The sequence below is a fragment of the Bacillus sp. JNUCC-21 genome (genome assembly GCF_041222765.1).
Taxonomy (GTDB): domain Bacteria; phylum Bacillota; class Bacilli; order Bacillales; family Bacillaceae; genus Bacillus; species Bacillus velezensis.
Map to the genome: position 1 here is coordinate 532,664 of NZ_CP166019.1, position 24,925 is coordinate 557,588.

A 24,925-nucleotide genomic window follows, 5' to 3' on the forward strand; every position below is an offset into this window, starting at 1 on the left:
AAATGTTGCTTAGACTGTGATTAGCGACTTTAATGCTGAAAAGAGGTGGTTTACCCAGATGAACAATAAAAAGAACCCTTGGGCGTTATTGCCTTTAGTCTTATTCGTAGGGCTTTTTGTCGGCTCTGGTCTGGTGACCGGAGATTTTTATAAATTGCCGATCTTGATTGCCGCGATCATTGCGTCAGCTTTTGCGCTGTTATTTAACCGGAAGAAATCGCTCAATCAAAAAATAGAATGGTTCGCTTCCGGTGCGGGACATCCTGATATTATCATTATGGTTATGATTTTTATATTGGCAGGTGCCTTTGCTTCGGCGGCTGAAGCGATGGGAGCGGTGCATTCAACTGTCAATCTTGCTTTGAGCGTTATTCCGCAGCAGTTTTTGCTGCCGGGACTGTTTATCATTGCTTGTTTTATTTCTATATCGATGGGAACATCAATGGGCACGATTGCGGCGGTTGCGCCGATCAGCGCGGGTCTGAGCGGAGAGCTTGGCATCTCCGGGGCGATTACGATGGCGGCTGTGGTCGGCGGAGCTATGTTCGGAGATAATCTTTCTTTTATTTCTGATACGACCATCGCGTCAGTCCGGACGCAAAAAACACAAATGATGGATAAATTCAAAACGAACTTTCTGATTGTTTTGCCTGCTGCCATTGTGACTGTTATTATCTTATTTTTTATTCCGGCAGGCCACGCCGGCCATACGGGTGCTGAATCTTACAACTGGATTAAGGTGCTTCCTTATGTCGCCGTGTTGGTTTTTGCGTTAATCGGTATTAATGTGATGGCTGTCATATTCGGCGGATTGGTTTTGACGGGAATCATCGGATTAGCGGGCGGCAGCCTGACGCTTGACTCTTATTTTAAGGCGATTACGGATGGAATTGCCGGAATGAGCGATCTGATCATCCTGTCCATGCTGATCGGCGGGATGGTCGGCGTGATGAAACAAAACGGCGGGATCGACTTTTTACTGGAGTTCATCACGAAACGAATCCGTTCGAAAAAAGGCGCCGAAGCCGGCATTGCCGGACTGGTCAGCGTGACGAATCTGGCTGCGGCCAATAATACGATCTCGATTATCGCAGCCGGGCCGATTGCAAAGAATATCGCTGATAAATTCAACATCGACAACAGAAAATCGGCAAGTATTCTGGATATCTTTTCGTGCATGATTCAAGGATTGATTCCTTACGGCGCACAGCTGTTATCAGCCGGGAAATTCGGGAATATTTCACCAGTCAGCATCCTGCCATACTCTTTCTATCCCGTTTTAATCGGAATCTGCGGCATCGCCGCCATCATATTTGGACTGCCGAAATTCACAAGAAATACGAAATAAAAAAAGGCGCCGTTCGGCGCCTTTTTTCTTTCATGACAGCCAAGCATTTCTCAAAAGCTGTACGCCCTGTGTGATCTGATCCGTATCGAGATGGGCGAACCCCAGCTTTATGATCGGCGGTTCGGGTTTTTCGGCAACGAAATAAACGGCGGTAGGATATACCTTCACTCCGTACTGAAAAGCGCGTTCGATTAATGTTTCTTCTGTATAGTTCAGGTGAACTCTCACCAATATATACAATCCCGACTGCTCGCCGATGATCGTCACATGATCGCCGAACTGCTGCTTTACATGTGAAATCAAGTGCTGCATTTTTCGCCTGTAAACAATGCGCATGCGCTTAATATGGCGGGTCCATTCACCGGCCTTCATCAATTCAGCCATGGTCAGCTGGTTAAGCGAAGAAGCGGTGCTTTCGAAATGAATAAACCGTTCTTTATACCGGTGCAAAAGGCGCTGCGGCAAAACCATATAGCTTATGCGGATGCCCGGAAGAAAGGATTTTGAGAAATTCCCTAAATAAATCACCCGGTCTGATTGAATGGAAGCAAGAGCGGGAAACGGCTGCTGTGTATAACGGAATTCACTGTCATAATCATCCTCAAGAATATAACCCTCTCTATGATTCACCCAATTGATCAGAGTTTGGCGCTGCTGAATGGACATGCTTACGCCGTAAGGGCTGTGATGGGATGGGGTCACATAGATTAATTTTTCTTTCATTGCATGTAATTGAGAAAAATCAGCTCCGTTTTCATAGACAGGCATCGTTTTCAGAGATAGCCCGTGAAATTGAAAAGCCGCTCTGGCACCGTCAAATCCCGGGTCTTCAACGATCATTCCCGAAAAATCCTCTTTCAGAATCCGGCTGAGATATATCAGCATCTGCTGCGTGCTGCTGCCGATGATAATGGAATCCGCATCTGTTTTCACTCCGCGGGATTCCAAGAGATAAGCGGCAATTTGTTCACGCAGGTCTCTCTCGCCGAACGGTTCACCGTACAGGAAGCTTTTCTCTGATGTCAAAACTTGATTGTATAATTTTCTCCATGTTTTCAGAGGAAAATGCTTTTGATCGACGGCTCCGGCGCGAAAATCAATCAGGACGGGCTGAGTTGATTCGGTTTTCTCAGCGTAAACAACATCGTTTTCTTTTTGAAATATAGAAGGTTCTACTTCATTTACAAAATAACCTTTGCGTGTTTCTCCGCGAATGTATCCCTCCGCTAAAAGAAGATCATAAGCCATCAGCGTTGTATTGCGGCTTACCCGCAGGGAATCTGCCAGCTCCCGAATCGAAGGCAGCCGCTCATCTGCCTGAATATTTCCCTGCTCAATCAATGTTTTAAATTGCTCGTAAATTTGTTTGTATTTCGGGGTATCGCTTTCGAAAGCGAAAATCATATTTTTCATCAGATGTTCTCCTCTGACATGTGTATTTATTCCTAACTGTACCTTTTTAAATGTCAGGTGATATCTTATTATAGCGGAAAGCGCTTTATCAATCCATGTTCGAGAGGAGAGTTTTGTATGTATATTCCGGCTCCATTTCAGCTGAGTGAAGCTCAAGCGTGCGATGTCATCAAAGAGTATGGTTTCGCAGCATTGTTTTCAACGGCGGAAGGCATGCCGTATGCAACCCACCTGCCATTGATGATGAGTAAGAATAACGAATGCTTATACGGTCATTTTGCATTGCCGAACCCCCAATGGAAAGAGATTGATGGCCAAAACGTGTTAGCCGTTTTTCAAGGGCCTCATTGTTATATCTCGCCTAAATGGTATGAGACGAATCAGGCTGTTCCCACATGGAATTATGTGGCGGTTCATGTTTACGGAGAGACGGAGCTTTTGGATGAGGAAGAAACCGTGCAGTCGATGAGTGATCTCGTATTGAAATACGAAATCCCCGACAGCCCGTACAAATTAGAGGATGTCGATGCGAAATTGCTGGCAGGCATGAACAAAGGGGTAAAAGGCTTTAAAATCAAAATCAGCAAAATAGAGGGGAAAGCAAAGCTGAGTCAAAATCATTCAGCTGCAAGACAAGGGCTGGTCGTACAACAGCTCAAACAGATTCCTCATACAAACGAACAGCTCATTTCCGGCTTGATGGAAGAAAACATCAAACAGATCACTGCGAACAACTGACAAGCATGTTAAAAACATACCGGCAGCATGCGGTATGTTTTTTCAGGTTATGAAGCTTTTCTCAGGATGAATAACGACTCAAACAGCACATAAATCAACGGCGCCATTAAAATGAAGAAAGAATGAAAAATAGCATACGGTATGAGTAAGTAAACGATAAGTTTCAATAGAATGGTAGACGGTTTATTGAATGTCCAGCGGTTCTTCAAGATATCAGTCATACAAGCTAAAACAAGGCCGACCGTCAAATATCCGGCTGCTATGTAAAGATAAATAAAAAGGTAAAACGGGTAAGAAGACAACGGCGGTGTGTCCTCTTGTGTCATTTTTAAACCCACATAAAAGACCAATAAAAAGCAAACGGACGAAACGAGAGTTAACAAAAGGTGTTTATATAAATACTTCTTCATGTGTTCACCTGCCTATGGCGCAATTATTTCTTAACATATTATGACATGGTTTTACCGCTGCTGAAAGAATCGGCAGCTGAAAAAGACGGCAAATCCCGCCGTCTTTTTTTATATCTTAAGATTTCTTAAGAACTTTCACCGCTTTTTCTTCAGGTTTTGAATGTAGAGTGTGTTTTATAAATTCAAAACAAATGGAGAGATTAAAGTTGAAACGTCTGTTATTTTTATTTCAATATATTATGAATCCCAGATCTGTCGGCGCCGTTCTGCCCAGCTCGCGTTTTCTTGCGGAGAAGATGATGGGGAAAATTGATTTTCATAAAGCTGAATACATTGTTGAATACGGGCCGGGTACGGGAGTATTTACAAAAAAGCTGCTTGAAAAACGGCAGCCTGGGACGATGATCTTATTGATAGAACAAAATGAGGAATTTTATGCTTTGCTGCAAGAAAAATATAAAGAGGAACAGAACCTATTTATTGTACATGGATCGGCTGAACATATTGAGAGTCATATGAAGGAGCATGGAATCCCTTATGCCGACTATGTCGTCTCAGGACTTCCTTTTGCAAGCCTTCCGAAAAAAGTGTCTGCTGATATTTTGACGAATACGGCTAAAATCTTAAAAGATAACGGAGAATTCATTACGTTCCAATATACTCAATATAAGAAGGCATTGATTGAGCAATTCTTTCCGAAAACAGAAGTAAGGAGAGAATTCAGGAATATTCCGCCGGCTTATGTTTTCAGCTGTTCATTGCCGCAAAAAACGAGGGAGGATTCATATGGGGACAAGCATTCTTATCGTGGATGATGACAAAGATATCCGAAACCTGATCTCTGTCTATTTAGAAAATGAAGGAATAGACACACAGAAGGCGGAAGATGCTGCTGAAGCATTGAAATTATTGGAGCAAAAGGAGTTTGACCTGATTATTTTGGATATTATGATGCCCAATATGGATGGGATTGAGGCATGCATGAAGATCAGAGAAGAACGCAATCTGCCCATCATCATGCTTTCCGCCAAATCGGAGGATATGGATAAAATTCAAGGACTGGCCTCCGGCGCAGATGATTATTTAACGAAACCGTTTAACCCATTGGAATTGATCGCCAGAGTGAAATCGCAGCTGAGAAGGTATAAAAAATACAATACAGATACGATCAGCACGGCGAACGTCATTGAAATCGGTGATTTGACCGTTAATACGGATACAAGGCAGGTGTGGGTGCGGGGGAAAGAAGTCAGGCTCACTCCGAAAGAGTTTGATATTCTGGAGCTGCTTTCGAGAAACAAAGGAATTGTCATGAGTGTTGAAAAAATATATGAGGCGGTATGGAAGGAAGACTTTTTTAAGTCGGACAATACCGTAATGGTTCACATCACAAAGATCAGAGACAAGATAGAAGAGGATTCTAAACATCCGATTTATATCAAAACGGTATGGGGAACGGGATATAAAATATGAGGAAGTTTGGAAATAAGCTGATTGTCAGGCTTCTGATCGCGATCGCAATTAGTTATCTTGTTGCATTTGGTGTGTTGATTCTTGTTATTTTATCTATCTCATATCTGTACAAAATAAATTATTTAACAGATGTGAGCCAAGGAAACGCTAATTTTAGGATACTGATTCAATTTACTGCAGCTATTTTGACCTTTATTGCGGTTTTTTTGTTATTGGTGCGGAAAAAAATATTATATTTGAAACACATTACGGAGAGTGTTCACCATATTGCCAATGGAAATTTAGGCTTGACCATCAGGACTGAAAGCAGGGATGAATTGACACAGCTTGCACAACATATCAATTATATGTCCGAAGAATTAGAGAATAAATTTGAACATGAAAGACAATTAGAACGAGTGAAAAGTGAGCTGATCTCAAGTGTATCTCACGATTTAAGGACCCCGTTAACATCAATTATCGGATATTTGGATCTGCTTAAAAAAGAACAATACAACAGTAAAGCTCAATTTCAGGAGTACCTTGAAACGATTTATTCCAAATCGCAAAGGCTGAAATATTTAATAGATGAACTGTTTGAATATACACATTTATCGAGCCCGGACGTTACTTTGAACCGCAGCAAAACAGACTTGTCAGCCCTATTGGAACAAATCACGGGAGAGTACATTCCCATGTTTGAAAAGGAACGATTAACTGTCCGAAAATCAATTACGGAAGAGCATGTTCCCGTCTGTATTGATATAGAAAAGATGGTTCGCGTTTATGATAATCTTTTTATGAATGCGCTGAAGTACAGCATGAAACCATCTGAATTGTTCATAAACCTTGAAATAAAAGATGAAAAAGCAATTTTGCAAGTGTCAAACAAGGCCGAACATCTCCCTGCTGACGATATCAATCAATTGTTTGAACGGTTTTTCAGAGGGGATAAGGCCAGGACGGGTCATCAAGGCACCGGGCTCGGACTTGCCATTTCAAAGAGAATTGTTGAGCTTCACAGCGGCCGTATTCATGCGGATTACAGCGGCGGATGGCTTCGTTTTTCTGTTGAACACCCGATTGACTAGAGCTTGCGGGACAAACGTTCCGTAAGCTTTTTTCTTAGAATAACTTAAGAATCCTTAAGAATTTTACCGGCTGTTTCTTCATTTTTTTTGCTTATGATGTGATGGAAAGCGAGGAGAGCGGAGAAATTGAAAAATAAAATGATTTTATTATGTATATGGTTTTTAGGCGTTTATTGTTTGAAGGAACTGGACGTGCTGTCATTTGATATGAATGATGTAACGGACTTTATATCAGGGCATGCGGAATACGCGATGCTGCTGTTTTTGGCTTTGTGGGTCGTCAGGCTTCTCTTTTTTATTCCCGGCATGACGCTGATGTTTTTGGGCGGAATCTGCTTTGATCCGATGTTCAGCATTTTATTATCAATGGCCGGCCTGTTTATAAGCGAAACATTGGTTTATCTTTTTTCAAGGAAATTCGCCAGCGAAAAAACGACTCAATTACTGGAAGATAAATATCCTGACTTGAAAGTGTTATTGGAGGCGTACAATTATAAGTTTTTGGCAGTGGGGATGATTTGTCCGGCAGCTCCTACTGATGTGATTTGTTTTTTATCCGCTGCGGTCGGGTTAAGGTATTCTGCATACATGTTAACTGTATTGATTTCAAATATTCCTATGGTGCTATTGTCCAGCTTTGTCGTTATCAATTTCAGTGAGTCAATGACAGGTATTGTGTTAGTAATCGTTTCGTTTCTATTGATTACGATCTTAACGGTGAGAATATGGAATCGTATGAAGCAAAATTACTCATGAAACAGGGGTTTTTTGTTCTGAAGGATGTAAAGAAGAATACATCAAAAAAAGCTGTCAGCTTGGTCCTGACGGCTTATTTTTGGTGAATGGCTTATTTCTCCGTGGTGAAATAAAGCAATGCGATGACCGGAAAAGCGATTCCAATCCATAATGTGATACTCCACCCGCCTGAGGCGTATGCCCATCCTCCGATTGATGATCCTATAGCACCGCCCAGAAAGAAGATGGCCATAAATAATCCGTTTAATCGGCTGCGAAATTCAGGTGCCAACGAAAAAATGGCACGCTGACTGAGTACGAGATTGGCAGATACACCCATATCCAACAGGATAGCTGCGGCCACCAGAACTGCTATGCCGACGTGGGAGCTGCTTTGAATCATGAGCGGGAGTAATAAAGAAACGATGACAGCACCGAGAGCGATTCCGGTGGCAAGCCGGGTCAGGCCGCGATCAGCCAGACGGCCGCCTATCGGTGCAGCCGCTGCACCTGCAATGCCCGCTAATGCATACAGCGCGATTGCCTTTTGAGAAAAATGAAAAGCAGGACCGGACAATAATAAAGGTACAGTCGTCCAGAACAAGCTGAAAGCTCCAAATACAAACGCATGATAAATGGCACGACGGCGTAAGACCGGAGTCGTGCGCAGCAGCTTCCACATTGAACCGAGTAAGACGGTGTAGCTTGTGGTTGCTGTTGGTTTTCTGGCAGGAAGCACTTTTGATAAGACGATTGCCAGGACAACACTTAACGCGGCGGATAAAGCAAATATGGCATTCCACCCCCATATATCAGCGACCAGACTGGATATCGGACGGGAAAGCATAATACCGAGCAGCAGGCCGCTCATCACATTGCCGACAACCCGGCCGCGTGCGGCGTCCGGTGCAAGGTATGATGCGAACGGAACTAGCACTTGGGCTGCAATTGATCCCAGTCCGATGAAAAACGCAGCGGCTAAAAACAGTGTTCCATGCTTCGCAAATGCTGTCAGTGTCAAAGCGGCTGCGCTTAGAAGGAGCGATACAACGACAAGTTTTTTGTTTTCGATAATGTCTCCCAAAGGGACGAGAAACAGTAAGCCGGCAACGTATCCGATTTGAGTCAGTGTGACAATCAATCCTGCGCTGCTTGGAGAAAGCCCGATTGCCGCACTAATGAATCCTGCCAAGGGCTGTGCATAATAAAGATTAGCGACAATGATACCGCATGCCGTTGCGAGAAGAAGGGTTAAACCAGGTGAAATTCCCTGATCTGCTGTTTGTTTGTTTTCTTTAGCCATATGAATGAACTCCTTTTTAAGTGGTTTTTATGATGCTTTGATAAATGATTTGCTGATTCATCTCCTTACGCAGAGGCTTTGGGAGTCTGCATTTCATCAAGACTTCCCTCAAGTTATTTTATAAACTAAACGTTTAGTTTTATTATAAGCAAATAATATACTAAACGTTCAGTTTTGTAAATAGGTTTCTGTTTTCTTTTTTTATACAGGTTAAGTATACTGAACGTATCGTTTATAATTCGGGAAGGAATGATTCATGTGCAGAGTAAACGAGGACGGCCGCGCGATGAAGGAACACATAAGGCGATTCTTTCTGCAGCCTATGATCTATTGTTGGAAAATGGCTTTGACGCGGTGACAGTCGATAAAATTGCTGAGCGTGCCAAAGTAAGTAAGGCAACGATTTATAAATGGTGGTCAAACAAGGCTGCCGTTATCATGGACAGCTTTCTTTCGACCGCTACGGACAGACTGCCTGTGCCAGATACAGGATCAACAGTGCAAGATATATTGACCCACGCCACGAATTTAGCAAGATTTTTGACGAGCCGGGAAGGAACCGTTATTAAGGAATTAATCGGTGCGGGGCAGCTGGATGCAAAATTGGCGGAAGAATATCGCACTCGATTTTTCCAGCCCCGCCGCCTCCAAGCGAAAGGCCTTCTGGAAAAGGGAATTCAAAAAGGTGAATTAAGAGAGAATCTTGATATTGACGTAAGCATCGATCTCATTTACGGACCGATTTTCTATCGTCTGCTTATTACAGGTGATGAGGTGAATGATTCCTATGTGCATGATCTGGTGATGAGTGCGTTTAAGGGAGTTCAGCCTGCCTGAAAAATAGCCGGATCATGTGAAAGAGATACAGACTTCTGCTGCCTACGGGCGGAATATAATGAAAAGGCCGAACAAGTTCATTGTTCGGCCTTTTCTGATTGATTCGCGAACTGCCGGGCGGCCGCCACGCAAGCGATAACGCCGGCATTCACCGCCGCAAGTTCCCATCCTGCTTTTTCATGGAGAATCATGGCGGCCAGTAACAGTCCGAAGAAAGGCTGCAGAAGCTGCAGCTGTCCGACCGCGGCGATGCCTCCCTGGGCGAGTCCGCGATACCAGAATACGAAGCCGATCAGCATGCTGAATATTGAGACATATGCAAGACTGAGCAGTGCGGGCGCGCCGATGTTTGACCATGAGTCCGGCATGAAGCAGAAAGACAGGATGAACATAAGGGGAAGCGATAAAACGAGTGCCCAAGAGATCACCTGCCAGTTGCCAAGCCGCCGGGAGAGGCGGGCGCCTTCGGCATAACCGAGACCGCACACGATAATCGAAGCGATCATGTACGTATCACCGAGCGGAGAGGATTCTCCTCCTTGCAGCAGAGCATATCCGGCTACGAGGATGCTGCCGGCAGCCGAGAAAATCCAAAAGACCGGCCTGGGCCGTTCGCCTCCTCGCAGTACGCCGAAGACCGCCGTCGCAAGCGGGAGAAGCCCGATGTAGACAATGGCATGAGCGGATGTGACATGCTGAAGCGCTAAGGCTGTAAGCAGCGGGAAACCGATCACGACGCCGAGCGCTACTGTTATTAGTGAAATGATGTCGCTTTTGGCAGGGCGTTTCTCCTGAAAAATGAGGAGCAGAGCGCCTGCCAATATACCGGCTATCGCGGCGCGGCATACGGTGAGAAATACCGGGTCAAAGTCCGCTACAGCCAAGCGGGTCGCCGGAAGCGAGCCGCTGAAAATGAGCACGCCGATAAATCCGTTAATCCAGCCGTTTGCGGCTTTATTCATTCCAATCACTCCAATATATATTTCTAAACCCATTTTCAAAGTTTATAATGACTATAAACTGAAATTGGCCTTATACAAATGGCCAGTTTTTATAAAAAGAAGAATGCCAGTTTGGAGGGAGCAAAAATGGATATCACGCCATTTTTAAATAGAGATCTGGATATTCCGCTTTATCAGCAGCTTTATCGGCATTTTAAGGAAAATATGCATCAGGGCCGTCTTCCTAAAGGACTGAAGCTTCCTTCAAAAAGGCTTTTGTCAAGTCAGCTTTCCATCAGTCAGACGACTGTGGAGCGGGCCTATGAACAGCTTGCCGCCGAAGGCTATATTGTCAGTAAGCCGAGAAGCGGATGGTTTGCCGATTATGACTCGGACGCCGTCTATGTGAAAAAGCCGGGCGCTTCGCCTGTTCAAACAAAGGCGAAGGAAGACCGCCAATGGATTGATTTTCACTACGGCACTGTGGATGCCGCTCATTTTCCGTTTTCGGCATGGCGCAAAAGTATGGTTGCAAGCTTAGATCAATACGGGCATGAGCTGTATCGGCCCGGGGATGATTTGGGCGAGCTTGAATTGAGAACGCTCATTTCGGAGTACTTATATCAGTCGCGCGGCGTGAATTGCCGTCCTGAACAAGTGATAGTCGGCGCCGGGAACCCTGCTCTTTTGCAAATGCTGTGCAAAATATTTGAATCAAATCTATCCATCGGATATGAAGATCCGGGTTATCCGAGAGCGAGGGAGATTTTTAAAGCCAATCACATGAAGATCATTCCGATACCCGTCGATGATGAAGGAGTCTGTATCCGGAAGCTGAATGAAGAGCGGCCGCGTCTTGTATATGTCACGCCTTCTCATCAATTTACGTTAGGAACGATTATGCCGGTAAACAGAAGGATTCAGCTGCTGAAATGGGCGAAGGAACATCAATCGTTCATTATAGAAGATGATTATGACGGTGAATTCCGATACACCGGCCAGCCGATCCCATCATTGCAGGGGCTTGATCAGCATCACCGTGTCATTTATATGGGAACGTTTTCCCAATCTCTGCTTCCTTCGCTGCGCATCAGCTATATGATTCTTCCTTTGCCGCTTATTGAAAAAGGCAGGGAAATCGCTTCTTTATATAAACAGACCGTCTCCTGCCACAGTCAGCTGACGCTGGCTCAATTTATCAAAAGCGGAGAGTGGCAGAAACATATTAACAGAATGAGAAAGCTGTACCGGAAAAAAAGAGCGGTATTATTAGAGGCCGTGCGGCGCGAGCTGGGACAATACGTCAGGATTCGCGGAGAAAATTCCGGGCTGCGGATTTTACTTGACGTTCATCTGCCTTTCAGTGAAAAAGAGCTGATTGAAAAGGCGGAGGAACAAGGCGTCAAAATCTATCCCGTGTCTCTTACCTATCAAAAACAGGTCCCTGAAAAAACAGTTTCCCTCGGTTTCGCGGGGGTTTCTGAAACCGATATACAAGAAGGCATAAAAAAACTGAGAGCCGCCTGGGCGCTGTAAAAGGCAGCTCACAGTTTGAAATACTGAAGCTTGAGTCAGGGGTGATGTCTCAGCAGCAAAACGATTTATAGGACGGGCAGGCGGAGCGCCGTATCAATATTTTGTAAATTAAACCGGACTTGTTCATCTGTGTTCCACGGATGATACCAGCCTTTTTCCATCATATAGCGTGAGATTTGCTCGTGCATGTCAAGGGCTTCTTCTAAGTGCCGGGTGAGGATCGCTTTCACTTCAGGCGTTCCGGCTTCCGTCGCCGCCATCGCATAGTTTCTGACACCGCTTTTTGCCGAATTCAATAAATCCATTGCGACAATTTGGTCTGTCAGTGCATTCATTCCCGTCAAGTATTCAATAATCGGATTCATTCGTCATTCATCTCCTCATTCATGCTGTGCATCAGATAAAATTGAGGCAAATTCCTGCAATTGCCTTGTTGATGTATCCGCATCCTGCTGCATGATTTCTTTCAGCTGCGGATCGGATACGAGCGCTTTCATGGTTTTGGATTTCGTCAGACAAAGTGACTTAAAAGAAGCCATCTCCTGAATTTCGAGTAATTCATGTAAGGCGCTGGCCATTTCTGTAGCCTCCGTTCTTTAAGGTTTGAGTACAACTTTAATACAATCATCTGTTTTCGTGTCAAACATCTCATAGCCGTGCTTCGCTTCGCTGAGCGGAATGACATGGCTTACAACATCGCCCGGATCAATTTTGCCGGTAGACACCAGTTCAAACATATACGGCATATAGTGGATGACGGGAGCTTGTCCTGATCGGATATTGACGTTTCGCTGCATGATATCGCCAAGGGGAAACCCGTTGTATCTGCCGCCGTACACGCCCGTAATCTGGATCGTTCCGCCTTTTCGCACCGCTTGGGACGCGATGACCAATGCGCTCATCGCCCCGCCCTGAAGTTTTAATCCGCTGGCGAGGAACTCAAGGTCTGTCATTTTCCCGTCCATGCCGACGGCGTCAATGACAACGTCGGCGCCGCCTTTGGTGATTTCCTTCAGGTAGCTGCCCGTATTTTCGTGGTCTTCGAAGTTCACGATTTCCACTTTATTTGTCCGTTTCGCATGCTGGAGACGGTAGTTGACATAGTCTACGGCTATTACGCGTTTCGCTCCCTTTAACCAGCAGAATTTTTGAGCGAAAAGGCCCACGGGCCCGCAGCCGAGAACGATAACTGTATCGCCTTCTTTTACGCCGGCATTGTCAACGCTCCAAAAGCCGGTTGTCATCGCATCGGAAATAACACTCAGTTTCTCATCCGGTTCTTCGCATGTTTCGGGAACTTTAAAATGAGTAAAGTTCGCAAATGGAACGCGCAAATACTCCGCCTGGCCTCCCGGATAGCCGCCGGCATTTCCTGAATAGCCGAAATAAGCGCCTATATCGCCGTTCTCATTTGATTGATCACATTGGCTTTCCAGGTGATTTTTACAATAAACGCATTCTCCGCAGGCGATATTAAAAGGAATAATGACGCGGTCGCCTTTTTTGACTTTCGTCACGCCGGGACCGGTTTCTTCCACGATGCCCATCGGTTCATGCCCGATGATGTAGTCTTCCTGCAAGTTCGGGATGAGTCCGTGGATTAAATGTAAATCTGATCCGCAAATTGCCGTACTTGTGACTTTTATAATCATGTCATCGTGGTTTTCAATCTTCGGATCAGGCACGTCTTTCACAACGACGTTTTTCACTCCTTGATACGTTACGGCCTTCATGCTGTAATACCTCCAGTGTTAGTGTTCATCAGGTGTGCGGTCAAACATCCCTTTTCTGTTCGTTTCAACGGGAAACAGATTCATATTTCCGACCATGAGGGTATTTTTCGCAGAGAGCTGATCCAATTTATACTGTTCGCTCAGATCATGCGGGTGAAACCACTTTTTGCTGACCATCAAGTCTGTTATCTCCTGATGCATCGCGATTCCCTGCATGAGCTGTTTGCGAAGCAAAGCTCTTACATCAGGTGAAGCGGTTTCTGTTAAAGCAACGGCGGTATTTCTGACGCCTTCTTTGGCGCGTATGAGAAAATCCATTGCGAATGTCATATCCGCAAGTTCAGGGACATGTAATGAATTGATCGGATCTAAATGGTCATGATTCAATGATGCTTACCTTCCTTTCAATTGATGATCGAAGTCGGCCGGTTTTGAGGAACGGGAGCCTGAAACGTTGCCCGTTCATAAACCGCCTGCAGATCAGCCAGGTCTTGAGAGGCTTGCTGAACGTCTTTTTCCATTAACGTTTTCAGATCCTGATCAAACACAAGCCCTTGCATGAGCTTGGATTTCGCTACACAAAGCGTCTTGAAGTTAATGATTTCATGTAAGTCAAGCGACTCGTGAGCCGCTAATTCACGCTTTTCCATAATTATCTTTAAACCTCCTCTTCTCAATTACGTAATTAATTTCCCCTGAGAAAAGAGCTATAGTCTTACAAATTTTGTTTATCAGAAAAAGCGGAGAAAAAGCCTGACGGTTCAAAAAAGAGGAAGCACAATCGCTTCCTCTTGTTCACATGGAATGGCTGTTGGTGTCATGAACGTTTTTCTGATGCGCGGGCGGTTTTGCCGCGCGGGAGACGAGACCGCTGAGCACGATGCCGATCAGTACGATCATCAGCGCTCTGACAAGGCCGAATTCTTCACCGAGCAGTCCGAGAACGGGAGGGCCGACTAAGAAGGCGCAGTAGCCGACGAAGGAGATTGCTCCGACCCGCTTAACTGCTCCTTTTGGGTCATCGCCGGCTGCGGAAAGGCCGACCGGGAAGCCGAGGGAGGCGCCGATTCCCCAAAGAAAGACGCCGATTACGGCTGCTGTGAGGTTTCCGCTGAAAATCACAAGGGAAAGTCCGATGACACTGACGGCGGTGCAGAGACGAAGAACGGGCACGCGTCCGTACCGGTCCAAAAATGCCCCGCCAAAGATGCGGGCGATCAGCATAGCGGTGAGGAAAACGCCGTAAACCGCCGTGCCTTGCGCGTGCGTCACGTGAAAACCATCCGTCATGGTGAGCGGAAGCCAGTCATTGGCCGACCCTTCTGCGAAAGCCATTCCGAGCACGATGAGCCCGATCAGCAGCGTGCGCGGCTCTGTCCAGACGTTTACCGGCTTTTCGCTTGAGACTTCCTGCCGCCTTGAGACGGCATCTTCTTTCCCGGTGTCCTCCGGCAGAAACCGGAAGAAAGTAAAAATCAGGATAAACTCAATTCCGGCAATGAGCAGCAGGTGAACGAGCACGGGAACCTTGAATAAAATAGCGAGAGAGGAGAGTCCCGCGCCTAGCAATGTGCCGGCGCTGAATGATGCGTGCAATGCGGGCATCATGGTTTTCCCTGCGGCGCGTTCAAGGGCGGAACCATCTACATTAAGGGCCACTTCCGCAAGTCCGTAGCCGAGCCCGAAGATGATCAGTCCGGCAAATACGATGCTTTTGAAAGCGGCAAAAACACCTGCGCTGATGACGAATATCCCGATAATGACAATCAGAACGCTGATCAAAGCAACGAATCTGGTGCCTTTCCGCGAGATGATCCGGCTGGCGCTTAACAGGCCGATCAATGAGCCGCATGCAAGCCCGAAAATAATCAACCCCATCATTGACGTCGAGGCTTTCAGCGTTTCTCTGACTTCAGGCGTGCGGGAAATCCAGGATGAGAAAGCAAGTCCGGGCAGCGAAAAAATAATAAAAAGGGAAAGTTTCCATTTTTGAATGCCCTGTTTACTCATGAAATCAGTTCCCTCTCTGCCAAATGAAGCGGAAAACGCAGAGATTTTAAGGTGATGGCAATCAATCCTTTTTGATAATAGGGCTGGATGTCATCTATGAGAATCAGCTCGGGCATGTGTTCTTTCGGGACAAAAGCGGAGCATGCTTCATAAACCTGTTCCATATCCAATCCTTTTGATAATTCTCCGATAAACGCAATGGCCTTCGGATTGATGATTGAAATCATGGCGCTTGTCATCTTAACAGCCAGTTCCGGAAAAGAATCCGGTGAATAGAGCTTTTCAAGCTGCTGCTTGCGTGTCGATTCAAATGGAATATAAGAAATTTCTCCGGCGAATTGTGTATTGCCTTTGACTAAGCGCCCGTCTATAACAAAGCGCGCTCCCGGAGGATTGTCTTTGACAAATGCGGCCATGGCGATGGTTTTCGGGACGGTATATTGCTGATCGCGATAAAATCCGTACAAAGCGTAATGCATCTCGTTTTCTACATTGACTTTGACAGAATGTCTGGCTTCAAGTCTTTCCTGCATCGGGATATCACACAGCTCTTCAGTGTCACAAATGCCGATGACGCCGTGGCTGACCACACCCTGAACCCCTATGCCGATCGCCTTTATATTGGGAAACCGCCTTATCCATTCGTCAGTAAGCCGTTCGATGAGGTCATAATTGATGACATCATAAAAGCGGCTGTCTTTTTCAACATAGTCACCGTGCCAATCTGCCAGCGCGACGTCAATCGAATGGACGCCGCCTTCTGTTTTAACGGATATGCCGAGTACCAAATGACTGTCCGCATTTAACGTAAACTGCCTTGCTTTTCTTCCGCCTGTTGAGGCGCTCGGTTCCATTTCCATGACTTCGCCGCGTTCTTTTAATTCATGTAAAATGTTTCCGCACGTGGCGGCGCTGAGCCCTGTTTGTTGAGAGAGAAAGGAAATGGTGGCCGCATCCGTTTTCAGCAGCGCTTCAATGATGGTTTCTTCATTCGTTTTTTTTACAATGGATGTATTATTAATGGTATTCGCCATGATTCCGCACTCCTTTATTAATCACTTTTTAAAAGATTTATTAAAAGTAGTTTAAAATATACTTCCCGAATCAGTCAAGACGGTTTAAAATTGTTTTCAAACGGAGAATAAATAGAATATCCTTGCGGAGAATGGAGGCTCGACACATGAGTTCTGATAACAAAATCTATTATGAACGCGGAACGGAAGAGCTGAGGAAGAAAAACATCCGGGCGCATAGGCTTGTCCGGGAATTAAACGACGCCGATTCGGAAGCGTTTGAAACAAAAGAAGCGATCATCAGAGAACTGTTCGGGACGGCGGGAGAGAAACCGAGCATTGAGCATAACTTTCATTGTGATATCGGAACCAATATTCATGTCGGCGATCATTTTTATGCCGGCTATAATTGCACCATTTTAGACATGGCTGACGTGCGGATAGGCGATAACTGTATGATAGGGCCGAATGTCGGGATCTATACAGCCGGGCATTCTCTGCAGCCGGAAGGAAGAAATAAAAGCGGTTACGGCATTCCGATTACGATCGGCAGCAATGTATGGATCGGAGGAAGCTGTGTCATTTTAGCAGGCGTCACCATCGGCGAAAACTCCGTCATTGCGGCCGGTACAGTCGTTACGAAAGACGTCCCGCCAAATTCCGTCATGGCCGGAAACCCGGGAAAGGTCATAAAAAAGATATGAACAAAAGCAGCTTGCGAACAATCCCGCAGGCTGTTTTTTCTTTCACCCGTCATGCAGGAAAGAAGGGGAAGGTGAGAAGCAGGCACTTATGGTATGATGACAAATAGAATAAAACCTCGTGAGGCCGGTCGGCTAAAAGGAAGTGGACAGAGATTGTTTGGTACAAAACATCAAGAAGACTATGTCTCCCGTGACAGACGTTCATTGCATATGCTTGCGCTTCGGGTGCCCGGTCTGGCGTTTATTTTAATGGTATATGCCGCATCAGTCTCTTTGCAGTACATTTATGAAAGCTGGACGGTTTTTTTGCTGCTGTTATTCACAATATTGATCGTCATTTTTACCGTGCTGCACTGGCATTCCCATCGCTGGGTGAAGAAAAAAACGTTTCTTTATTTCATCATACAGGGATTTATCATATATACATCGGCTAACTTGATGACTGGCGGCTATATTGCGGTTGTCGTCGGTCTCTATGCCTTTTTAATCGGGCAGATTATCGGAATGGCGGATAAGGGAAAAACGCTGCTCATACTCTATCTGTTCATTTTAATGTCCATAACAGCTTTGCACCAGGAGCATCCGCATCATCTGCTGCGTTTCATCGTTATCGCCGCTCCCATCATGATCGTGATTATCACGTATGCGGCCACATTTTTCGCGCAAGTTGATGAAAAAATAAAAACACAGATGACGCTTGAAAAATTAGAGCTCGCTCACCGGCAAGTGAAACAGCTGACGCTCCAGAACGAAAGGCAGCGGATGGCGAGAGACTTGCACGATACGCTTGCTCAAGGATTGGTCAGCTTGCATATGCAGCTTGAAGCGGTGCATGTTCATCTTTCAAAGGGTAACACTGACAGAGCGAAAGACATCATCAGCCAGTCAATGGACAGAGTGAAGGGCACATTGGCTGATGCGCGCTCGGCCATTGACAACCTTCGCAGCACATCAGAAAAGATCGGGTTCTTAAAAGAAAGCATCACTGAACAAATCAACCATTTTACAGAAGCCTCCGGGCTGTCTTGTTTTTTAGATTACAGCGTGCATCATGTGCTTGACGTTCATACGGCGGAGAATTGCCATTACATGATCGGAGAAGGCCTGACAAACGCCGCCAAGCATGCAGAAGCAAAGAATGTCTGGGTATCCGTTCAGGAAGAAGAGGGACAGATCCGCATAACCGTCAAAGATGACGGGAAAGGCTTTGATGCCGGAACAGAAATGAGAAAAAGCGGACATTACGGGCTGCTTGGGATACAAGAACGCGTCAATATGATGAACGGCACTTTCCGTATAACAAGCGCCAAATCAGCGGGAACTCAGATCGAGATCATCATACCAATTCAAGGAGAGGCGGAACATGTATAAAGTGTTAATAGCAGATGACCATCTTGTCGTCAGAGAAGGTCTGAAGCTTTTGATAGAAACAAATGACCATTACACCATAACGGGAGAGGCGGAAAACGGGAAAACCGCCGTCCGCCTCGCAGAGGAACTAAAGCCCGATGTCATTCTCATGGATCTGTACATGCCGGAAATGAGCGGGCTGGAAGCCATTAAACAGATAAAAGAGCATTCTGATGTGCCGATCATTATTTTGACGACCTATAATGAAGATCATCTGATGATAGAAGGCATTGAATCAGGCGCGAACGGTTATCTGCTGAAGGACACAAGCTCAGAAACCTTATTTCATACGATGGATGCGGCGGTCAGGGGAGAAGTGCTTCTGCAGCCGGACATCTTGCGGCGTTTCCGGGAAATGAAAATGGAACGGGCAAATGCCAATGAAACACAGCTGACGGACAAGGAAATCATAGTTCTAGAAGCCGTTGCGCAAGGACATAAAAGCAAAGCGATCGCCTTCGATTTAGGAATCTCAGAGCGGACGGTAAAAGCGAGATTAACATCGATTTATAACAAATTAGGCGCTGATTCGCGGACGGAAGCCGTCACCATTGCCATGCAAAAAGGCATTCTGAAACTGAATATATAATGAAAAACTGCCCAAACGTACATGCCCCTATGTACGTTTTTTTTATGTGAATGTGAACTACAATTAGGCAGAAAGTAATGATTGGAGAGGAGTATTCGATGTCTGGTTTTTTATATAAATTAGGGGGATGGTCTGCCCGCAATCGATTAAAAATGATCAGTGCGTGGCTCGTGATACTGATCGCTTCGGTTGTGATCGCCATCTCGTTAAAACCTGCTTTTTCTGAGGATATGTCAATTCCCGACACACCTTCTGAAAAGGCGATGGATATCATTCAAAAAGAATTTTCAAAGGGTCCCGATAAAGGAAGCATACGGGTTATTTTCGGAGCTGAAGACGGGAAGAAATTGACGTCAAAACCGGAAAAACAAGCGGGTGAAGAGACATTAAAGAAGATCAAAACCGATCATTCAGTCGCTTCAATTGCAAGTCCTTTTGAGACAGGAACCATTTCTAAAGACGGATCAGTGGCATATGCCGATATTACGTACAAAAAAGCGGCGGATGACATTACGGATGCGTCTGTTTCACATATTAAACACAGTCTGTCCGCCGCCGGAGACAAGGGCCTGCAGACGGAGCTCAGCGGCGATGTGCCGGGGGCCGGTGTTGAAATCGGCGGTGTATCTGAAATTGTCGGCGTTGTGCTGGCATTCGTCGTACTGGCCATTACGTTTGGTTCATTAGTCATCGCGGGGCTGCCGATTGTCACCGCTCTGATCGGGTTAGGTGTAAGCGTCGCGCTGACGTTAATTGGGACACAGTTCTTTACGATAGCCTCGGTCAGTCTCTCATTATCCGGAATGATCGGACTGGCCGTCGGGATTGATTATGCGCTGTTCATCTTTACGAAGCATCGTCAGTTTTTGGGCGAAGGTGTACAAAAAAATGAATCGATCGCGAAAGCCGCGGGAACGGCAGGCAGCGCCGTCGTTTTTGCGGGACTGACCGTGATCGTCGCGCTTTGCGGATTGACCGTTGTCGGCATTCCGTTCATGTCTGCCATGGGATTGACTGCGGCACTCAGTGTGCTGATGGCTGTATTGGCATCAGTAACGCTGGTGCCTGCGGTGTTGTCAATCGCGGGAAAACGGATGATTCCGAAATCAAACAAGAAGAAAGAAAAGAAAAGCGCCGGCACGAATGCCTGGGGGCGCTTCGTTACAAAGAAGCCTATTCTGTTAAGCATTTTCAGCATCATTCTTTTAGCCGTCATCAGTCTGCCGGCCATGCATTTAGAGCTGGGGCTGCCTGATGCGGGAATGAAAGCGAAAGACAGCCCGGATCGCCGCGCCTATGATCTGTTGTCTAAAGGATTCGGAGAAGGCTTTAACGGCAAGCTGACAATTGTTGCCGATGCAAAAGGGGTCAAGGGGAACAAAAGTGAAGCTTTTCAAGACGCCGTGAAAGAAATGAAGGACTTGCACAATGTGGCGAGCGTCACACCTGCCATGCCGAACGAAAAACGGGACTATGCCATCATTACGGCAGTGCCTGAAACCGGGCCGAATGATAAGGCAACGAAAGAGTTAGTGCAGGATATACGGAAACGATCAGACAAAAACGGCATCCGCCTGCTCGTCACCGGGTCAACCGCGGTGAACATTGATATTTCAGACCGGTTAAACGATGCCATTCCGGAATTCGCCATTCTCATTGTCGGGTTTGCGTTTGTATTGCTGACCGTTGTTTTCCGCTCGCTTCTCGTGCCGCTTGCCGCTGTCGTCGGCTTTTTGCTGACGATGACTGCTACACTCGGCTTATCGGTATTCGTCCTGCAGGATGGAAATTTCACCGGCTTGCTCAGCATTCCGGAAAAAGGCCCGATTCTCGCCTTCCTGCCTATTTTAGCGATCGGTATTCTTTTCGGGCTGGCGATGGATTATCAAGTATTCCTTGTCAGCAGAATGAGAGAAGAATATGTCAAAACAAAAAATCCGGTACAAGCCATTCATGCCGGATTGAAACATAGCGGACCTGTCGTAACAGCGGCGGGACTGATCATGATTTTCGTCTTTGCGGGATTCATCTTTGCGGGAGAAGCTACGATCAAATCCATGGGCTTGGCAATGACCTTCGGTGTACTTTTTGATGCGTTCATTGTAAGAATGACCATTATTCCGAGTGTCATGAAGCTGATGGGACATGCGGCCTGGTACTTGCCGAAGTGGCTGGATAAGATCATTCCAAACGTGGATATCGAAGGCCATAAGCTGACACAAGGCAAAACACCGGAGAAACCGGAAGAATAAAATGAAAAAGCAGATCGTTATGATCTGCTTTTTTTATGTGCTGACCGCATCCATGAAAAGAGAAAAAAGCTTTTTCATGTCTTCATGTTTTTTTGTCAGCATTTCGGGATGCCATTGCACGCCGACGACAAATAATTCACCCGTCCGTTCAATTGCTTCAATGGCCCCGTCTTTCGCATAAGCCGAGGCTTTAAACGAAGGCGCCGTCTCTTTTATGATCTGGTGATGGAATGAATTCACCCGCGCTGAATCGCCAAACAAGGTATGGAGACGTGTCCCTTTTTCAAAAGAAACATGATGGGTTTTTAACGGCGGATCTTTTTCTTGATCATGCTTAATGTCAGCAAACGAAGCGTGTGTCAGATCTTGATATAAAGTTCCCCCGTAAGTGACGTTTAACATATGCATCCCCCGGCAGATTGCAAGAATCGGCTTTTCTAAAGCAACCGCCGTGAGAATCAGCTCCTTCTCGTAGGCGTCCCGATCAGGAAAGGTCTTTCTTAAAGCCTGTAAAGGTTCTTCGCCGTAAAACAGCGGGTCTATATCCTGGCCGCCGGACAGAATGATCCCGTCAACATGAGAGACCTGTTCCTTTAAAAGCGCCGTCTCTTGAATTACCGGCAATATAAACGGCACACCGCCGGCCTCAGAAACAGACTGAATATAATCATTATTGACATATGCCCGATTATAACCCGGGAAAGGGCCGGATTGATCAGCCATAATGTTTCCCGTAATTCCGATGCGTCTGGCCATTCTTCGCCCCCCTGAACCATGCTCATAATTAATCTGAACGTAGGTTGTACAAATCAGTTTGAAATTATTCTTCATGATACGTGAGCTTTCCAAAATAAAACCCGTGACAATCACGGGTTTTTACATTCATTTCAATTTCTTGATTTCTTTCGTCAGCTCTTTGAATTTTTGATCAAGCTCACGATATTGTTTATCAGCCGGCGTCATGAAGCTGAGTTTTCCGAGGACTTCCTGCCGTTCGGTTTCAAGCTTCAATCGCAGTTCTTCAGCATCGTCCCTGACGGAGGGAGATTCTTTCCATTGTTTTCGGACGCTGCCGTTTGAGATATCAAGCCGGATGTCCGTCGTCTTTTCGACAAAGTAACGATCATGAGATACGATGATGAGCGTTCCGTCGTATCGGGCCAAAGTGTCTTCAAGCTGCTCGCGTGACGGCAGATCAAGGTGGTTTGTCGGCTCATCCAGAATCAGCACATCTTTCTCCTCCAGAATAAACGCCATCAGTTTGCATTTGACCCGCTCTCCCATGCTCATCTTGCCGATGGGTTCCGTCCATTGCGCCGCGGTAAATCCTAAATGCTTCATGAGGGATTGAACATTTCCCCTTGCTTCGAACGTTTCTTTGTAAAAAAGCTGTTCGGGGGTTTTATCAAGCGGAAGGTCGAATACTTCCTGGGTTAAAAATCCGACGTTTGCAGACGGAGAAATCCATATGCTGCCCTGCGCTTTTTCCTGCCCGAGGATGACCTTCAATAATGTTGTTTTTCCGCTGCCGTTCGGGCCTGTAATCGCAATCTTTTCACCGTGCATCACAGTGAAATTCACATTTTTGAAAAGCGTTCGGCCGTCATATGACTTTGCGGCATCCCTTACTTCTAAAAAACGCTTTCCCGCTTTTTTGCGGTGCTCAATGGAAAAACGGACTTCATACTCCGCTTCAACCGGTTCTGCTTTCGCTTTTTCAAGCTCTTTCTCAAGGCGCTTCTGCTTTGATTTAATCTGGGCGTCCGTGCGTTTTGCTTTTACGCGATGGTATTCTTTAAACCCTTCTATTTTCGTTGATTGGGCGTGGGCTTTTTTTGACCAGGCGCTCAGCTCGTTCATTTGAGCTTCAATCCTTTTGACCATATGCTGCTGATTCTCATATTCGCGCTGCTGTGTCAGTCTTCTCTGTTTGCGGACCTCCATATAGCTTGAATAATTCCCTTTATGTTCAATGAGTTTCTTTCCTTCGATGGCCCAGATTTTTGTCGCGGCTGCATCTATAAAAGCACGATCATGCGAAACAAAAATAATGGTGCCTTTGTAATTCTTGATCTGATTTAGCAGTATTTCCAAACTGTGCTGATCGAGGTGGTTCGTCGGCTCATCTAATAACAAAAGGCTGCTTGAGGAGGAGAAACCTTTGGCAAGACGGGCTTTCAATTTTTCTCCGCCGCTTAATTGCGAAAAGGCGCGTGCGGGTACGTTCCACTTTTCTAACAAGGCGGCCTCCGCAGGCTCCGGATGGCCGGAATCATAAGCTTCCGTTTCTTGTTCCACCATATATATGTTCACATCTTGCATCATCTGGATCTGTCCTTGTGACGGCGCTTTTTGATTGCAGATCAATTGCAGCAATAACGATTTGCCGGCGCCGTTTTTACCGATAACGCCGATGATGTCACCTTGCTGAACGCTCGCGCTGATCTGTTCAAAAAGGGGAACGCTGTTGATTTCATAACTGATGCCGCTTATTTTTAACATTTCTTTCATATGTCAATCCCTCGCTTTAAAGGGAGGACCAAAAAAATCCTCCCAATTGATTTGGAAGGATTAGCCGTACCTGTGCATGATCAAATAAGCTATTTTTACATAGCTTTCGTATCGTATAGAAAATGGGCAGACTAATCCTATTTTTTCTGATTTGAAATATTTGATTTCAAACGGTCAAAATAAGATTAGTTAATCATTGTCCACCCATCATCCCTTCGTATTTGTTACGAACAGTGTAGCACACACTTATCTGTAAAAGCAAAGGGTATAAGCCTTTTTATTCCAGATTGGAGACTTCCCACTCTTCTTCTAAAACGGCATAATAATATTCGTCCCACCATTCATTATCATGGGGGATGCATTTTTTAAAAAAGCCTTCCCGTCTCATCCCGATCTTTTCCATCACCCGGTGCGAAGCCATGTTTTCCGGCTGACATGTCGCAATGATCCGGTGTAATTTCATCTTGTTAAACCCGAATGCCAGCACGGCGCGCGCCGCCTCTGAAGCATATCCTTTGCCCTGGTATTCCGGGTGAAACACCCAGCCGATTTCATACGTATGATCGCCAAAATACTGAAAAAAAGCAATGTGGCCAATGACCGTTTTTTCATCCTTCAATAAAACGGGAAACTTCCCGGCATGTTCACCGCTGTTTTCAGTAACGAATTTCCTGGCATCATCTTCGGTAAAGACACCCTCTGGTATATATTTCATGACATTCGGATTTGAGGTGTACGCATAGACATCCTGCCAATCTTCCGGTTCAAATGTCCGAATTACGAGCCTGTCAGTTTTGATATTCATTTTTTATGTTCCTCCATCAAAAAAGGTTTCATTTACTACTTCGATTGAAAGATGTAAAAACCTTTGAGCGGGGAAGAGCCGAATAAAAAAAGCC

Annotated in this window: 26 protein-coding genes; 12 read left to right on the forward strand and 14 right to left on the reverse strand. The window is 45.8% G+C overall.

The features are described from left to right. Positions 1 to 58 precede the first annotated feature (58 nt). Positions 59 to 1,348: a Na+/H+ antiporter NhaC family protein gene (locus JNUCC21_RS02810; RefSeq protein WP_015239249.1), complete on the forward strand. Its 1,290-nt coding sequence runs from the start codon at positions 59 to 61 to the stop codon at positions 1,346 to 1,348. Between the two features lie 30 nt (positions 1,349 to 1,378). On the opposite strand, the gene JNUCC21_RS02815 is transcribed toward JNUCC21_RS02810, so the two are convergent. After that, a complete protein-coding gene (locus JNUCC21_RS02815; protein ID WP_072588832.1) occupies positions 1,379 to 2,761 on the reverse strand; it encodes a PLP-dependent aminotransferase family protein in 1,383 nt (460 codons plus the stop codon). Positions 2,762 to 2,878: 117 nt separating this feature from the next. Here JNUCC21_RS02815 and JNUCC21_RS02820 point away from each other — a divergent pair, with 117 nt between their 5' ends. Next, complete coding sequence (locus JNUCC21_RS02820; protein ID WP_369878541.1) at positions 2,879 to 3,499, forward strand: FMN-binding negative transcriptional regulator; 621 nt, start codon at positions 2,879 to 2,881, stop codon at positions 3,497 to 3,499. A 47-nt stretch (positions 3,500 to 3,546) separates the two neighbouring features. Here the strand turns inward: JNUCC21_RS02820 and JNUCC21_RS02825 are convergent, their stop codons facing one another. Further along, positions 3,547 to 3,909 (reverse strand): hypothetical protein, encoded by a 363-nt coding sequence (locus JNUCC21_RS02825; RefSeq protein WP_015416912.1) that lies wholly within the window; start codon positions 3,907 to 3,909, stop codon positions 3,547 to 3,549. Between the two features lie 206 nt (positions 3,910 to 4,115). Between JNUCC21_RS02825 and JNUCC21_RS02830 the strand changes: the two genes are divergently transcribed. From JNUCC21_RS02830 to JNUCC21_RS02845, 4 genes are all read left to right on the forward strand, one after another. Then, entirely contained in the window at positions 4,116 to 4,724 is a 609-nt protein-coding gene (locus tag JNUCC21_RS02830) for a class I SAM-dependent methyltransferase (RefSeq protein ID WP_060563167.1), read from the forward strand. Continuing rightward, positions 4,696 to 5,382, forward strand: a complete 687-nt coding sequence (locus tag JNUCC21_RS02835; RefSeq protein ID WP_012116926.1) for a response regulator transcription factor — start codon at positions 4,696 to 4,698, stop codon at positions 5,380 to 5,382. The genes JNUCC21_RS02830 and JNUCC21_RS02835 overlap by 29 nt, the downstream gene beginning before the upstream one ends. Then, a complete protein-coding gene (locus JNUCC21_RS02840; protein WP_098081066.1) occupies positions 5,379 to 6,452 on the forward strand; it encodes a cell wall metabolism sensor histidine kinase WalK in 1,074 nt (357 codons plus the stop codon). The genes JNUCC21_RS02835 and JNUCC21_RS02840 overlap by 4 nt, the downstream gene beginning before the upstream one ends. Positions 6,453 to 6,578: 126 nt before the next feature. Then, on the forward strand, positions 6,579 to 7,208 hold the full coding sequence (locus tag JNUCC21_RS02845; RefSeq protein WP_369878542.1) for a TVP38/TMEM64 family protein: 630 nt from the start codon (positions 6,579 to 6,581) through the stop codon (positions 7,206 to 7,208). Positions 7,209 to 7,299: 91 nt separating this feature from the next. On the opposite strand, the gene JNUCC21_RS02850 is transcribed toward JNUCC21_RS02845, so the two are convergent. Then, positions 7,300 to 8,490 (reverse strand): MFS transporter, encoded by a 1,191-nt coding sequence (locus JNUCC21_RS02850; protein ID WP_369878543.1) that lies wholly within the window; start codon positions 8,488 to 8,490, stop codon positions 7,300 to 7,302. A 258-nt stretch (positions 8,491 to 8,748) separates the two neighbouring features. On the opposite strand from JNUCC21_RS02850, the gene JNUCC21_RS02855 reads away from it, so the two are divergent. After that, entirely contained in the window at positions 8,749 to 9,327 is a 579-nt protein-coding gene (locus tag JNUCC21_RS02855) for a TetR/AcrR family transcriptional regulator (protein WP_021495037.1), read from the forward strand. A gap of 77 nt (positions 9,328 to 9,404) precedes the next feature. Here JNUCC21_RS02855 and JNUCC21_RS02860 read toward each other — a convergent pair whose 3' ends face one another. Then, entirely contained in the window at positions 9,405 to 10,289 is an 885-nt protein-coding gene (locus JNUCC21_RS02860) for a DMT family transporter (RefSeq protein WP_039062694.1), read from the reverse strand. 126 nt (positions 10,290 to 10,415) lie between these two features. On the opposite strand from JNUCC21_RS02860, the gene JNUCC21_RS02865 reads away from it, so the two are divergent. Beyond that, complete coding sequence (locus tag JNUCC21_RS02865; protein WP_369878544.1) at positions 10,416 to 11,804, forward strand: PLP-dependent aminotransferase family protein; 1,389 nt, start codon at positions 10,416 to 10,418, stop codon at positions 11,802 to 11,804. 65 nt (positions 11,805 to 11,869) lie between these two features. On the opposite strand, the gene JNUCC21_RS02870 is transcribed toward JNUCC21_RS02865, so the two are convergent. From JNUCC21_RS02870 to JNUCC21_RS02900, 7 genes are all read right to left on the reverse strand, one after another. Next, the gene (locus JNUCC21_RS02870) at positions 11,870 to 12,169 is read right to left on the reverse strand and encodes a spore coat protein (RefSeq protein WP_063096262.1); all 300 of its coding nucleotides are present in this window, start codon (positions 12,167 to 12,169) and stop codon (positions 11,870 to 11,872) included. Between the two features lie 15 nt (positions 12,170 to 12,184). After that, positions 12,185 to 12,382: a hypothetical protein gene (locus JNUCC21_RS02875; protein WP_007409327.1), complete on the reverse strand. Its 198-nt coding sequence runs from the start codon at positions 12,380 to 12,382 to the stop codon at positions 12,185 to 12,187. Between the two features lie 18 nt (positions 12,383 to 12,400). Next, positions 12,401 to 13,537, reverse strand: a complete 1,137-nt coding sequence (locus JNUCC21_RS02880; RefSeq protein WP_069006886.1) for a zinc-dependent alcohol dehydrogenase — start codon at positions 13,535 to 13,537, stop codon at positions 12,401 to 12,403. 18 nt (positions 13,538 to 13,555) lie between these two features. Further along, positions 13,556 to 13,924, reverse strand: coding sequence for a spore coat protein (locus JNUCC21_RS02885; protein ID WP_003156070.1), 369 nt, complete (start codon positions 13,922 to 13,924; stop codon positions 13,556 to 13,558). Between the two features lie 17 nt (positions 13,925 to 13,941). Further along, a complete protein-coding gene (locus JNUCC21_RS02890; RefSeq protein WP_007409324.1) occupies positions 13,942 to 14,187 on the reverse strand; it encodes a hypothetical protein in 246 nt (81 codons plus the stop codon). Between the two features lie 145 nt (positions 14,188 to 14,332). After that, positions 14,333 to 15,547 (reverse strand): MFS transporter, encoded by a 1,215-nt coding sequence (locus tag JNUCC21_RS02895; protein ID WP_369878545.1) that lies wholly within the window; start codon positions 15,545 to 15,547, stop codon positions 14,333 to 14,335. Then, positions 15,544 to 16,581 carry an ROK family protein gene (locus JNUCC21_RS02900; RefSeq protein ID WP_369878546.1) on the reverse strand — a complete coding sequence of 346 codons (1,038 nt, stop codon included), beginning with the start codon at positions 16,579 to 16,581 and terminating at the stop codon, positions 15,544 to 15,546. The genes JNUCC21_RS02895 and JNUCC21_RS02900 overlap by 4 nt, the downstream gene beginning before the upstream one ends. 146 nt (positions 16,582 to 16,727) lie before the next feature. Here JNUCC21_RS02900 and JNUCC21_RS02905 point away from each other — a divergent pair, with 146 nt between their 5' ends. The 4 genes from JNUCC21_RS02905 (at position 16,728) to JNUCC21_RS02920 (ending at position 21,515) form a co-directional block, all read left to right on the forward strand. After that, entirely contained in the window at positions 16,728 to 17,264 is a 537-nt protein-coding gene (locus tag JNUCC21_RS02905) for a sugar O-acetyltransferase (protein ID WP_060563176.1), read from the forward strand. Between the two features lie 210 nt (positions 17,265 to 17,474). Beyond that, positions 17,475 to 18,635: a sensor histidine kinase gene (locus JNUCC21_RS02910; protein WP_192453010.1), complete on the forward strand. Its 1,161-nt coding sequence runs from the start codon at positions 17,475 to 17,477 to the stop codon at positions 18,633 to 18,635. Further along, positions 18,628 to 19,263 carry a response regulator transcription factor gene (locus JNUCC21_RS02915; protein WP_012116939.1) on the forward strand — a complete coding sequence of 212 codons (636 nt, stop codon included), beginning with the start codon at positions 18,628 to 18,630 and terminating at the stop codon, positions 19,261 to 19,263. The genes JNUCC21_RS02910 and JNUCC21_RS02915 overlap by 8 nt, the downstream gene beginning before the upstream one ends. Positions 19,264 to 19,361: 98 nt before the next feature. After that, entirely contained in the window at positions 19,362 to 21,515 is a 2,154-nt protein-coding gene (locus tag JNUCC21_RS02920; RefSeq protein WP_369878547.1) for an MMPL family transporter, read from the forward strand. A gap of 33 nt (positions 21,516 to 21,548) precedes the next feature. Here the strand turns inward: JNUCC21_RS02920 and JNUCC21_RS02925 are convergent, their stop codons facing one another. The 3 genes from JNUCC21_RS02925 to JNUCC21_RS02935 form a co-directional block, all read right to left on the reverse strand. Further along, complete coding sequence (locus JNUCC21_RS02925) at positions 21,549 to 22,271, reverse strand: gamma-glutamyl-gamma-aminobutyrate hydrolase family protein (protein ID WP_369878548.1); 723 nt, start codon at positions 22,269 to 22,271, stop codon at positions 21,549 to 21,551. A 126-nt stretch (positions 22,272 to 22,397) separates the two neighbouring features. Next, positions 22,398 to 24,026, reverse strand: a complete 1,629-nt coding sequence (gene abc-f, locus JNUCC21_RS02930; protein ID WP_369878549.1) for a ribosomal protection-like ABC-F family protein — start codon at positions 24,024 to 24,026, stop codon at positions 22,398 to 22,400. Positions 24,027 to 24,303: 277 nt separating this feature from the next. Continuing rightward, the gene (locus JNUCC21_RS02935) at positions 24,304 to 24,831 is read right to left on the reverse strand and encodes a GNAT family N-acetyltransferase (RefSeq protein WP_072588841.1); all 528 of its coding nucleotides are present in this window, start codon (positions 24,829 to 24,831) and stop codon (positions 24,304 to 24,306) included. Positions 24,832 to 24,925 lie beyond the last annotated feature (94 nt).